General features: G+C 34.4%; 8 protein-coding genes and 1 pseudogene. All 9 read left to right on the top strand.

What is annotated here, in order from left to right; genetic code table 11:
- Positions 1-16 precede the first annotated feature (16 nt).
- Positions 17-1,377: pseudogene (locus tag KPL55_RS25955) on the top strand (glycoside hydrolase family 3 N-terminal domain-containing protein); the annotation flags it as partial.
- 174 nt (positions 1,378-1,551) lie between these two features.
- Positions 1,552-1,806, top strand: a complete 255-nt coding sequence (locus tag KPL55_RS26535; RefSeq protein ID WP_312887272.1) for a fibronectin type III-like domain-contianing protein — start codon at positions 1,552-1,554, stop codon at positions 1,804-1,806.
- Positions 1,807-1,876: 70 nt separating this feature from the next.
- Entirely contained in the window at positions 1,877-2,806 is a 930-nt protein-coding gene (locus KPL55_RS11050; protein WP_216306775.1) for a nucleoside hydrolase, read from the top strand.
- 214 nt (positions 2,807-3,020) lie between these two features.
- The gene (locus KPL55_RS11045) at positions 3,021-4,265 is read left to right on the top strand and encodes a trehalase family glycosidase (protein ID WP_216306774.1); all 1,245 of its coding nucleotides are present in this window, start codon (positions 3,021-3,023) and stop codon (positions 4,263-4,265) included.
- Positions 4,266-6,662 (top strand): beta-galactosidase GalA, encoded by a 2,397-nt coding sequence (gene galA / locus KPL55_RS11040; protein WP_216306773.1) that lies wholly within the window; start codon positions 4,266-4,268, stop codon positions 6,660-6,662.
- Between the two features lie 92 nt (positions 6,663-6,754).
- A complete protein-coding gene (locus KPL55_RS11035) occupies positions 6,755-8,284 on the top strand; it encodes a glycoside hydrolase family 31 protein (protein ID WP_216306772.1) in 1,530 nt (509 codons plus the stop codon).
- Positions 8,285-8,295: 11 nt separating this feature from the next.
- Positions 8,296-10,389 carry a DUF5054 domain-containing protein gene (locus tag KPL55_RS11030; protein WP_216306771.1) on the top strand — a complete coding sequence of 698 codons (2,094 nt, stop codon included), beginning with the start codon at positions 8,296-8,298 and terminating at the stop codon, positions 10,387-10,389.
- Between the two features lie 48 nt (positions 10,390-10,437).
- Positions 10,438-11,775: a glycoside hydrolase family 30 protein gene (locus KPL55_RS11025; RefSeq protein ID WP_216306770.1), complete on the top strand. Its 1,338-nt coding sequence runs from the start codon at positions 10,438-10,440 to the stop codon at positions 11,773-11,775.
- 519 nt (positions 11,776-12,294) lie between these two features.
- Positions 12,295-14,103, top strand: coding sequence for a carbohydrate-binding protein (locus tag KPL55_RS11020; RefSeq protein ID WP_216306769.1), 1,809 nt, complete (start codon positions 12,295-12,297; stop codon positions 14,101-14,103).
- The last annotated feature ends 195 nt before the right edge of the window (positions 14,104-14,298 follow it).

The raw sequence follows: 14,298 nt of genomic DNA, 5'->3' as shown, positions 1-14,298 counted from the left end.
TCAAGAAGAGGCAGCCTCTTTAATGGCACTTGAAGCCTCAGCAGATGCTGTTCACTGGACTTTTGCACCTATGCTTGATATATCAAGGGATCCTAGATGGGGGAGAATTATTGAAGGTTTTGGAGAGGACCCTTACCTATGTTCAGCTATGGCAAGAGCATCCGTTAGAGGTATACAGGGTGAGGATATGAGTAAAGATGGTAAAATTGCAGCTTGTGCAAAGCACTATATTGGATATGGCGCAGCAGAGGGTGGAAGAGATTATAATTCAGTTGAAATAAGTGATAATACGCTTAGGAATATATATCTGCCTCCTTTTAAGGCGGCTGTGGAAGCAGGAGTTAGCACTATAATGTCAGCTTTTCATGAAAATGGCGGCGAGCCTGTAACAGCTAGCAAATATCTACTTACAGATGTATTAAAGGGATAACTGGGGTTTAATGGATTTGTAATTAGCGATTGGGATTCGGTGAAACAACTCTTACATCAATCCGTAGCTGCAAATGAAGCAGAGGCAGCAGAAATGGCTTTTAATGCAGGTGTAGACATGGAAATGGCTAGCAGCTGTTATAAAAAACATATAAAAAAACTTATAAAGACAGGAAAAATAGATATAGAAAGAGTAGAAGATGCGGTTAAAAGAATTCTAACAATTAAATTTAAGTTAGGTTTATTTGAAAAACCATATACGGATATAAATTTAGCAAAAGATGTTATGCTAAAGCCTGAGCATCTTGTATGTGCAAGAAGGTTAGCTTCAAGGAGTATGGTACTTTTAAAAAATAATAAAGTCCTACCGCTATCAAGTTGCGGGATAAAAATTGCTGTTATTGGCCCAATGGCAAAAGAACGTAAGGCAATGAACGGAAGTTGGTGTCTTGATGGCAGCATAGATAGGGTAGTAACCGTGGAGGAGGGAATGAGAACTATAGCATCAGAGGTTGAGATTATAACTTCTTTAGGTGCCTTAACGGATAATATGATTTATGAGGCAAGAAAAGCTGACATTATAGTGCTGTATTAGGAGAAAGTGATAATAGAAACGGTGAAGGTAATTGCATTGCAGACATATTGCTACCACCGGGTCAGACAGAAATGATAGAGCTTTTAAAACATCTGGGCAAGCCCATAGTATCGGTTATTTGCTCAGGAAGGCCACTTAATATAGAAAGGGTTTGCCAGTTATCAGATGCTGTATTATATACATGGCACCCTGGGACTCAAGGCGGTTTAGCTGTAGCAGACATACTTTTTGGTAATGTGAATCCAAGTGGGAAGCTACCTGTTACTTTTTTAAATAGCATTGGACAGGTCCCTCTTTACTACAATCACAAGAGTAATGGGAGACCTATAGATGAATATTATAACTGCTTAAGCGGTTGGAATTATCAAGACACCACAGGAAAACCATTGTTTCCTTTTGGCTACGGTTTGAGTTTCACCACCTTCAAGTATGATAGCATAACCCTTAACAAGGAAGTCATAAAAGTAGGAGATTATATTGAAGTCAGCGCTAATGTTACTAATACAGGAAGTGTACCTGGAGAAGAAGTGGTTCAGTGTTATATAAGAGACAAGGTGGCAAGTTGTTCAAGACCTGTGAAGGAATTAAAAGGTTTTAAAGGAGTTTTTATAAAACCAGGTGATTGTGAAAGGGTAAGCTTTGTCCTAGGCGTGGAGGAGTTATCTTTTTACGGTAGAGATGGTAGTATTCAATTAGAGCCAGGAAAGTTTACTGTTTGGATAGGTGGAGACTGCATGTCAGAATTAAAAGTAGAGTTTGAAGTCAGGAAATCAATGGAGTAAAGAAAATTATTATGAGTATTGCAGTGCTAGAATTAAAACTTGAGTTAGGAGAATAATTGGAGGTATTAGCATGGAGAAACAGAAAGAATTGTCAGTTATTTTGGATACAGACATAGGTCCCGATTGCGATGACGCAGGAGCATTGGCAATACTTAATGTGCTTGAAGATATGGGAGAAGCTAAAATACTTGGTGTAACTCACTGTACATCTAGTATTTATGGAGCAGGGTGTATAGATGCAATTAATCGTTTTTACAATCATGGTCATATTCCAATAGGAATCTTAAAAACAGAAGGTTTTTTAGTTGGTGAGGAGTATGAAAAATATAATCGATATGTTACTGAAAATTTTGATAATGCTTACAAAGATAATAATGCTCCTGATGCGGTTTGCTTGTTTAGAAAGTTGTTATCTCGGGCAGAAGATGGAAGTGTAACAGTTATCGGTATAGGACCATTAATTAACTTAGCTAATTTATTAGACTCATCTCCTGACGAATTTAGTCCTTTATCAGGGGATGAATTAGTGGAACTTAAAGTGAAAGCGCTAGTTGTTATGGCTGGAAGATTTGTAGCGGATAACAATGGACAACTCCTTTCCGAATGGAATGTTCTTATGGATATTCCTTCGGCACAAAGAGTTTTTCACGATTGGAAGTCGCCAATTATTTTCAGCCCATGGGAGGTAGGAGATCCTATTATTACAGGACGAACACTTATGCATGGTACATCTGAAAATAATCCCGTAAAAAAATCATATGAGTTGTACACAAATGGACAGGGAAGAATGAGCTGGGATTTGATTACAGTTATTTATGCAATAAGAGGTGGTTGTAAACTTTGGGAGCTTTCAGAGAATGGTAAGGTTACCGTGGACAAGGAAGGTGTAACTTGGTTTAAGCCCAGTAACGATGGGATGCATTACTACATCAAGAATTTAGCGCCTGTACATGAAATCGAGGAATATATCGATATACTTTTGGTAAAAACATCAATCTAGTTAAAAATTTAGGAGGAAAAGGGTAAAGCACAAATGGATATATCTATTTGTGCTTTATTTATAGTTATTAAAAATAAAATCGTTGTTTTACTATTATGTTTAGTTGATTAGCATAATAGTAATGTTAATGAAAACGATATATACTGATGCTGAAAGCCATGTCATGTTTGAGGATGGAGTAAAGTAAGATAAAAAGTAAGGAGGCGAATTTTAAATGAATAATATTGAACACACTGAAATTGAGTCAGTGCTAAGTTATATAAAAAACAATTGGATTAAGACTGTAAGAAATAATGTAGAGGATGAAGGAACCCTTTTAGGTATGCCATATCCATATGTTGTTCCATCTATAAGTGGTGGTTTTCAGGAGATGTATTATTGGGATACGTATTTTACTAATCAAGGATTGCTTAGACAAGGTTTTGAAAACCTAGCTAAAAGCAACACAGATAATATACTTTATATGGTAAGCAAATATGGTTTTATGCCTAATGGAAATAGAGAACTTTACTTAAATCGATCTCAACCCCCTTATCTATCAATGATGGTTAGAGATGTGTTTAATATATATAAGGATAAAGAGTGGCTTGAAAGAGCTTATGAGACCTTGAAAATAGAGTATGACTTTTGGATGAAAAAGAGAATAACACCGATAGGTCTTAATAGATATTTTGTTGATGCAGATACAGAAACAGAACTAGGTATGTTTGAACATATATACAATCGTATGCCTCAAAAGGTAAAACCCATAGACGTGGATGAGGATGCTAAAGCACTTATAGGTAGGCACTATATAGCGGAATGTGAATCAGGTTGGGACTTTAATCCTCGTTTTGAAGGAAGATGCACAGATTTTATTCCTGTTGATTTAAACTGCAATCTTTTTATATATGAAAAGAATTTTGAATATTTTAGCACTATCTTAAACAAGAATGAAGATAAGCTATGGAAAGATAGGGCAGAAAAAAGGAAAGAACTTGTAAATAAATATTGCTGGGACGAAACAAGAAAATTGTTCGTAGATTATGATTTTATAAATAATGCTTTTAGTAAGGTGGAATCATTGGCAGTATTTCACCCATTATGGGTTAATTTAGCTAGTCAGCAGCAAGCAGAGAGCACTGTGAAGAATATAGAAATTTTCGAAAATCCCTTTGGACTTGCAACTTGTAAACCAGGAGAAAGAGATTCTTTGTATCAATGGGATTACCCAAATGGCTGGGCACCCCTTCAATATATTGCAGCTATGGGACTTATGAACTATGGCTACAAAGATGATGCTAAGAGAATTGCAGAAAAGTACGTTAATACAGTAATAAAGAATTACGGCACTACCAATAAGTTGTGGGAGAAGTATAATGTAATTGATGGAACTATAAATGTGGCTAATGAATATGAAATGCCGTCTATGCTTGGTTGGACTGCAGGTGTATTTATAGCTCTAGAGGAGTTGATTTAAATGAGAACGAAGGAATTATTGGATTCTAATTGGCGTTTTTATAATGCTGATTTATCACCTAAGACAACTACAGAAAGATGGGCTGGTTCAAAAGGTGGTGCTTTTGATTTTGGAGCTACCAAAATAGATTTTGACGATACTAAGTGGAAAACTGTAAACCTACCCCATGATTTTACTTTAGAAGGTAATTATAAAAGGGTAAACGAGGATTTTAGTTATAAAAACGAAATTCCTGCCATGGAGGCAATTGACAGCAGACTTGTTCTAGCTGGTTCTCTCGAAGGTAGTGTAGGCTGGTACAGAAAGAAAATAAATGTAGCAAAAGAGGATAAAGGTAAGCGTTTCTATATTTTTTTTGATGGAGTATACAGGGACAGTACAGTATATCTAAACCATTTTTTTGTAGGAAACCATCAAAGTGGATTTACCGGTTTTTATTATGATGTCACCGATTTTATTAATTATGGCAAAGAAAGCTTACTTGCAGTGAGAGTAGATTCAACTGGACATGAACTATGGGCCTATGAAGGCGGAGGAATATACAGACACGTATGGCTAGTTAAGGTAGAACCATTACATGTAAAGCCTTTAGGCGGTGTTTTTGTTACAAGTACTTTTGAAAAAGACACAAGTTCAGGAAAGGCTAACGCAAAAATAGAAATCCACACATCAATAGATAATAAATATGATGCTAAGGTTAATTTTAGGCTTGTGACAAAAATCATTGATTCAGCAGGTAATAATGTTTCAAAAATAGAATCCGCGGGTGAAGTAGATGGATTGGATGATACAGCTATTCATCAAATAATAAGTATTGAGGATGCAAAGCTATGGTCTATAGATCAGCCAAACCTGTATAAGGTTATCTCTATTATTATACAAGAAGATGTGGAAGTAGATCGTTATGAAACTATCTTTGGCATAAGAAATATGAATTTTGATAAAGATAAAGGTTTTTTCCTAAATGGCGAAGCTATTAAAATAAAGGGTGTCTGTTGTCACCAAAACCATGCAGGAGTGGGTATTGCAATAACTGATAGAATAAACGAATTTAGACTCCAAAAATTAAAGGAGATGGGCTGTAACGCTTACAGATGCTCGCATAACCCTCCTACACCTGAGGTACTTGATATATGTGATAGATTAGGTATTCTTGTAATGGATGAAAACAGAATTTTGAGTAGTTCAAAAGAAAATATTGAGCAGTTAGAGAGCTTAATTTTAAGAGATAGAAATCATCCATCAGTATTTATTTGGGCTATTGGAAATGAAGAAGGAAGCCTCCAACAGACAGAAGAAGGTGGGCGTATAGCACGAACACTAAGAAGTATTACCAGAAAACTTGATCCTACAAGACCTGTTACGGCAGCAATTGTGTTTTGGGATGGTGTAAACAAGTTTGAGGATGTTACTACTGTTTTTCCTACTACAAAAGAGCTTGATGTAATGGGCTTTAATTATCATGAACACTTATGGGAAAGGTATCATGAGGCAATGCCAGATCAACCTACAATAGGAACAGAAACCTATTCAAGTATGTGGACTAGGGGCTGTTATGAAACAGATGAAGATAAATGCGAGGTTTTCGGCTATGACCCAAAATTTAAAAGGCTTAATGAAGGTGAGAAGCAGTGGAAGTTTACTGCAGAAAACTCATGGGTTAGTGGTACATTTATCTGGACGGGCTTTGATTACAGAGGTGAGCCAGCACCTTTTACATGGCCTGCTATAGGAACTCAATTTGGTGTTATGGATACCTGTGGATTCCCAAAGGACAACTATTACTATTTCAAATCTTGGTGGAGTAGTGAAGATGTGCTGCATGTTTGTCCACACTGGAACTGGCCTGATAAAGTAGGGAAGCCTATTGACGTTTATTGCTATAGTAATTGTGATGAGATTGAGATTTTTGTTAATGGAAAGAGCAAAGGCAAAAAGGTTATGGAGAAAAATTGGTATTTAATTTGGAGCGAGGTAGAATATGAGCCGGGAGAGCTTCTTGCCATTGGAACAAAAAAAGGTAAAACGGTTTGTGAGTACAAGGCCATAACTACTGGCGCCGCGTATAAAATAGAACTTTCAGCGGATAGAGAAATTATAAAAGCTGATGGTGTTGATGTATCAATAATAACTGTCAAAGTTGTTGATGAAAAAGGCAGAGTTATTCCAACAGCAGATAACCTCATAAAGTTCAACATTGAGGGAAATGGTAAACTACTGGGAGTTGGTAATGGAAATCCTATGAGCCATGAATCAGATCTGATGAATGTTAGACGTGTATTTAAAGGGTTATGCCAACTGATAGTACAAGCAGATAAAAACTTAGGAGAAATTATTATTACTGCATCTTCAGAGCAACTTTTATCATGTAAACTCGTGATAAAGTTAATGAATTAACAATTTAATGAATTAATAATAGCAACATAAACTTCCAGTTTATGTTGGGACCTGAGGTAGTAGCAACATATTATAGAAGGAGGAGTGCTAAAATGGATTCAAGAAACATTAAATTAATTCTTATTGATGGAGAGCGTTGGTGGGGAGGAGCTGTTTTTGATGGAACTTCCATGCCTTATGGAAAGGAAACTTTTAATAGAAATTTAGATCCAAATGAAACTGGTAATCAAAGTTCACCAATACTAATTTCAAACAAGGGTAGATTTATATGGTCAGAGGATCCTTTTGCTTTTTATTTTAAGGATAACTTTTTAACTGTTAAAAGCAAAAAGGGTGATATTGACTTTGGTGAAGGGCATAAAAATTTACAAGAGGTTTTCAAATTTGTTAAGGACAAATATTTTGCACCTAAAGGACTTTTACCTGAAGAATTATTATTTACAGCACCACAATATAATACCTGGATTGAGTTAATTTATGATCAAGAACAAGATAAAATACTGGAGTATGCACAAGCAATTATTGACAATAATATGCCAACTGGTGTTTTTATGATTGATGATAATTGGCAAGAGGATTACGGCGTTTGGTCATTTCATCCAGGTAGATTCAGCTATCCTAAATTAATGGTGAATAAACTTCATAAGTTAGGTTTTAAGGTAATGCTTTGGATATGTCCATTTATAAGTGCGGATAGCGTTACCTACAGAGAATTAAGAGATTTGAATCTTCTTTATATGAACGGTAATAAACCTCATATGGTAGAGTGGTGGAATGGATATAGTGCTGTACTTGATCTTACAAATGAGAAAGCAGTGGAATGGTTTGATAGTCAGCTTCAGGGCCTTATAAAAAATTATGGGATAGATGGTTTTAAATTTGATGCTGGAGATCCAAGCTTCTACACATTGCCAAATCAAGAAGGAATAACAACAGTTCAAGAAGATCAATGTTTAGCTTATGCTAAAATAGGTACAAAATATAAATTAAATGAATACCGAGCATGCTGGAAGATGGCAGGAGAACCACTTGTACAGAGATTGCAAGATAAAACACACTCATGGGAAAAAGCTGGCTTAGCTTCATTAATACCGAATGCTCTAGCGCAAGGTTTAATGGGTTATGCTTTTGGATGTCCTGATATGATAGGTGGTGGAGAATATCTTAGTTTTCTAGCTAATTCTTCAAAGCTTGATCAAGAATTATTTGTTAGATATGCACAGTGTAGTGCACTATTTCCTATGATGCAATTTTCTGCGGCACCTTGGAGAGTATTGGATGAAAAACATTCAGGCTATTGTATTGAGGCTGCTAATTTACATAAAGAGTTTGGCAGTTATATATTGGAGGTTGCAAAGCAATCTGCAAAAACGGGTGAACCAATATTAAGACATATGGCTTATGCTTTTCCTAATAACGGGTATGAAGAAATAACATCTCAATTTATGCTTGGTGAAAATCTCTTAGTTGCCCCAGTTGTACAAAAGGGTAGTTATGAAAAAACTATTCATTTCCCAGAGGGAACTTGGCAAGGCGATGACGGTAGCATAGAAATTGGATCATGTACAAAGACTGTAGCTGCGCCTCTATCTCGATTACCTTGGTATAGAAAAATCAATTGAGGGGGGTATTTATGAAGAAAGTTAATGTAATATATAAAACACATTTAGATTTGGGATTTACCGATTTAGCTGCGAGTATTATGGATAAGTATTTTAATGAATTTATAATTAAGGCAATTGAGCTAGCTAATAAAGTGAATAATGATACTAGGAAGGATTTTATTTGGACAACAGGTTCTTGGCTAATATATCATTTCCTCGAAAATGCAAATAAAGAACATAAGGATATTATGGAAAGAGCAATTAAAAAGGGTTATATTGTATGGCATGCTCTTCCATTTACAACTCATTCAGAACTTATGGATAAGGATTTACTTGAATATGGAATCAGTTTATCTGAGGAGCTTGACAGACGATATAATAAGAAAACAATAGCTGCAAAGTTAACAGATGTACCGGGACATACTAAAGCAATGATTGATATATTAGCACAGCACGGAATTAAATTTCTACATATTGGTGTAAATCCAGCATCATCTGTGCCTGAGGTACCACAAATATTTCTTTGGAGAAGCGATAATAATAATGAGATAATTGTAAATTATGAAGGGAATTATGGAAATGCCTATAAAAATGATGAGTTAGAAGAAGTTTTATATTTTGCTCATACCAATGATAATATGGGTCCTCTTGGAGAAATAGAATTATACGCTCAAATAGAAGAGTTAAAGCATAGATATAAAGGTTATGAAGTATGTGCATCAACATTAAATAATTTTGCAGAGAAGATATGGTTAGTTAAGGAAAATCTCCCGGTTTTAACCTGTGAAGTTGGTGACAGCTGGATACATGGAGTGGGCAGTGATCCATTAAAGGTAGGACAATATAGAGAACTTTTAGGACTGAAAAACAAGTGGCTCAAAGAGGGGAGTTTATCTAAGGATAGTAAGGAATATCGGACTTTTTGCAATTATCTTCTTAGAATACCAGAACATACCTGGGGAATGGATGAAAAAACTTATTTACCAGATTTCAAGAATTATTTAAAAAAAGATTTTCAAGCAGCACGTAATAAAGATTTAATAAATACACTTGATAATCCTGAGGAGTATCTTAAACATTGCATATTCTCTTCACACCATGATGACAATGAAAGCTCTTATGTAGGCCCATCGTATTCATGCTTCGAAGCTTCATGGTTAGAGCAAAGAGAATATATTTCGAGTGCTATTAATTGCACTGAGGGTAAACACAAAGAAGAAGCTTTGAAGTTAATTGGAAGCTTAGTACCTAGCAAGAATATCTCCCGTGAAAATTATGAACAGATTAATTGTAATGAGTCTATTAGCGTAGGAAATTTTCGGGTTACTTTTGATACTGAGGGAACATTAATATCTTTAATTACAAGTGATGCTACAGAACTTATAACTAAGGGTGAAAGGTTTGGAGTAATAGATTATCAGATATTTAACGTTGAAGATTATAAATTTTGGTTTGATAACTATATTAGAGATTTTGAAATAACAAAAGAATGGAGCCAATTAGATTTTAGTAAGGTTGGGATTGAAAGATATGAAAAATTGATTGCGGATGGAAGATATCCGTATAAGTTTAAATCCATATTTTTAAAGCGTGAAGATAATTATGATTCGATTTTAGTAGAATATAATATAAATGAAGTATTAACAAACGATTATGGAGCTCCAAGAATTGTTCAAGTAAGATATTTCTTTGACAAAGAATTTGATGTATTTGATTATGAAATAAATTGGTTCAATAAGGATGCCAATAGAATGCCAGAAGCAATTTGGGTAAATTTCAATTTAAACTTAAAAGATATAGATTGTTGGAGAATGAAAAAAATAAATACCTACTTACCTTTAACAGATATTGCTATAAACGGGAACCAAAATTTGAGCGCTGTTGAAGAATTAAAATATGAAAAAGAAGGAAAGCAATTAACTATAAAAAATATTCATTCACCTTTATTTTCTATGGGAAAAGGTAAGATTCTTAAATTTGATAATAAATTTGAGGATGTCAATGATGGATTAAGTTTCAATTTGTATAATAATGTCTGGGGTACGAATTTCCCAATGTGGTATGAGGATGATGCTAAGTTTGTATTTAAGTTTGAATTTTTAAATAATAGTACAAAAAATTAAATAAAGGTTATATATTTTGTTAATAACAAATTTTTAGGAGGATTAACTATGGCTAAAGAAGATAATTTTGAATGGTATTCTACAACTGAATTAAGTGCTTTTGAAAAAATAAATATAGGTGCATTGGTAAACATAGGGAGTTCAAAAGATACTTTGGAGCTCACAGGAGAAAAGTATCAGACTGTTGACGGTTTTGGAGGGTGCTTTAACGAACTTAGTTGGATTGCGTTATCAAAACTTTCAGATGAAAAGAAAAATGATATATTAAATGAATTATTTCTTAATGAGTCTGGATGTAAATTCAATTTATGTCGCCTACCTATTGGAGCAAATGACTATTCTACTGAGTGGTACAGTCTAAATGAAACAGATAATGACTACGAAATGAAAGACTTCTCAATACAAAGAGATCAAAAATATTTGATTCCATATATTAAGGAGGGTCTTAAAAGGAAGCCTGACCTGAAGCTTTTTGCATCGCCTTGGAGTCCACCTATTTGGATGAAACATCCTAAAGCTCATAATTACGGAACATTGATATGGAATAAAGAGATACTTGATGCCTATGCTCTTTATTTTTTAAAGTTCCTACAAGCATACAAGGAGCAAGGAATAAAAATAGATCAGATTCATGTGCAGAATGAGCCTATGTCAAGCCAGAAGTTTCCATCTTGTATTTGGACTGGAGATCAGTTTAGAGAATTTATAGGTGAGTACATAGGGCCTCTTTTTGAGAAAAATAATGTGGCAGCAGAAATATGGCTTGGAACGCTTAATGGACCGGAAATTGACAACCGACAATTATATACAGATTATGATGATTATGCTAATCTAGTGCTTAGCGACGAGAAGGCAGCTAAATATGTAAAAGGTGTAGCTTATCAATGGGCTGGAAAAAATGCGGTTCAAAGAACTCATGAAAGTTGGCCGGAAATAAAATTAATGCAAACAGAGAATGAATGTGGAGATGGAAAAAACTCATGGGAATATGCACATTATGTTTTCAGATTGTTTAGACATTATTTTGCAAATGGAGTAAATGCATATATATATTGGAACATGGCACTTGAGCCAGGTGGTCTTAGCACTTGGGGATGGAATCAAAATACATTAGTGACAATAAATCCAGAGACTAATGAATATGTGTATAATCCTGAATTCTATGTTATGAAACATTTTTCACACTTCATAAAATCAGGTGCTATAAGATTAGGAACTAAAGGGCATTTTACTGGAAATTCTCTTGCTTTTGAAAATCCTGATGGAACTGTAGTTTTGGTAGTTAACAATGGATTTAAGAATGATAGAAAGATAACCCTAATAGTAAAGGATAAAGAAATTACTGTTATATTAAAGGCTTATTCCTTCAATACTTTTATTGTATAAGGGAGGTAGCAGCTGAAAGTGTATAAAACACGGGTTTTTTAACTGTCAATGAGACCTCATTTTTGTTAGAATATTAACTGAAATGGGGTTTTATAATTGAGAAAAAATTACTTTGCTAATTTAGTAAAATATATGAATGATGTTTAAAATATTGAAAATATTCTAAACAAATTATCAGATGGAAGAATTAATCCAACTTATACCACAGATTAAGTTATATTGCTTGTGATTGTTATTTTTTTGATTAGAATAAAAGGTCCTAATCAACTAACAGATAAAAATTCAGGAGAGATTATATATACTGCTTCTTCAGAGCAATTTTTATGGTATAAACTCATAATAAAGTTAATTATTTAATGAATTAAATAATAAATCATACTCAAATAGTTGTTTTACTATTACATTTCGTTGTTTAGCGCAATAGTAAATGTCATGTAAACGTTGTATGATAATATTGTAAACACGTGCTTACATATATCGCTTACTAAAATTTATGTTTTCAATAAGAGGAGGGAAAGTATGTTAAAAAGCAAAGGTCTAAAAAAACTTACAATACTATTATCGCTAAGTTTGGTTTTGAATACTCTATCAGTTTCCATCCCTGTGTCTGCTGCTACAACTACTGGAAGTGTTGATTGGGGTTCTAATCAAGGACAAACTACAACTAATAATACCTATGGTATTAATATTTATCAGGGGAATGACCCTGCAGTTGCTTCAAACTCAACTTATAAGGCTAATGTATCATACATGAAAAATGGTATTATTCGTTATCACTATGCAGGTCAATGTAATGACTCCACTACTGATTTAAAAGCATGGGTAATAAATCCTACAACTTCATCCTATGCGTGGGATGCTACAAAGATAAATACAATTTTATCAAATACATTTAGTAATAGTCCTACAAGAATGATAAACATTGCAAATTGGCCTTCTTATATGGATGATGGAACAGGAAAATTAAAAACAAATATGTATGATGCTTATGCACAATTTTGTGCCGATCTTGTAAGTATAGTAAACATACAACAAAGTCGCGGGGTACAATACTTTGAAGTAACTAATGAAAGAGATGATGCTTATGCATCTAATATGAGTGAATTAGCAAATATTGTTGTTAAATGCTACAACAAAATGAAGTTAGTAGATTCTAATATAAAAGTTGGTGGTCCTGCATTTGCTAGATCTGACTTAATTTCAGAAAGAGTAGACCCGTTTTTACAGATTACAGCGGGGACTATTGACTTCGTGTCTTATCATTCCTATACAAGTGGTAGTACTGGGGATTCAAACGCTACAGTATGGAATACTGCTCAAGGCCTTGGTCAAACCACAACTAATTTTAAAAGTAGTATAGCAAAGTATACTACAAGAAATGTAGAAACCTTCCATGATGAATTCAATATTAGTTGGAATCCACCAGACAACAGAATGAATAATGAAATTGGCATGGTATATGATGCACTTTCTTTGATATCTATTGCAAAATCAGGACCTACAGGTGTTATGGCTTGGAATGAATCTGATGGATGGTATGGAAAGTTAGGAGGACCTTCAAATTATGAAATACGAGCATCTGCTAATTTATATAATTTTTTAAATACTGATATGTGTGGACCTATAAAAACATCAACTACGGCAGACTCAAAAAAAGTTGACATAATGTCTGTAAAAACTGGTTCTTGGGATAAAATACTACTTGTTAATCGTTCAGAGACAGATCAGGCAGTACAACTTTCTTTTTCAAATTGGCAAACAACTCCTACTGCAAATACTACTTTTACTGTGAAACGTATTTATGGATGGGGCATAGCTTATGACACCATTAAATATTCAGATTTAACAGGTGCTCAAGGTTTATCTTTAGGATCAAATTCAGTTGCGATTCTTGTTTTAGATGAAAGTACAATTAGTTCTGAACCACCAATTTCAACTAAGGCTATACCTGGAAAGATTGAGGCAGAAAACTATGATTCTATGAATGGAATTACAACCGAAGCAACAGCTGATATTAATGGAGGATCAGCTGTAACTACAATAGATTCAGGTGACTGGATGGATTACAATGTTAATGTTACTTCGGCAGGAATATATACAGTACAATTTAGAGTTTCGAGTTATTGGGGAACTTATGCAGATGCAGTGCAATTAAAAGATTCTTCTGGAACAGTGCTTACTTCATTAACTGTTCCACAGACTTGGAATAATCAAGGCTTTACGACTGTATCGGCTAATGTAAATCTAAATGCGGGAAATCAGACTATTAGGGTTTATGCAAACTCGGGCGGTTGGAATTTTAATTGGATGAATTTTACAAAGCAGTGATCTATAACTAGATCAACTTTAAGATATATTATATTTGGTAAAATGCTAACCCCTGCATAGTTTTTATATGTAGGGGTTTTGTAAGTGTGCCAGGCATGGCAATTAACTAGGTGGTGAAAGTCCACTGTGGGGGTCTGTAGTTACCAACCACTAGCTGAAGACAAGGTATCCACCGTGAGGTGTGAGCTGGAGGAA

The sequence above is a fragment of the Clostridium lacusfryxellense genome (genome assembly GCF_018861735.1).
GTDB lineage: Bacteria > Bacillota > Clostridia > Clostridiales > Clostridiaceae > Clostridium_AD > Clostridium_AD lacusfryxellense.
Note: the sequence above shows the minus strand (reverse complement) of the source record. Positions and strands in the feature narration are given on the sequence as shown.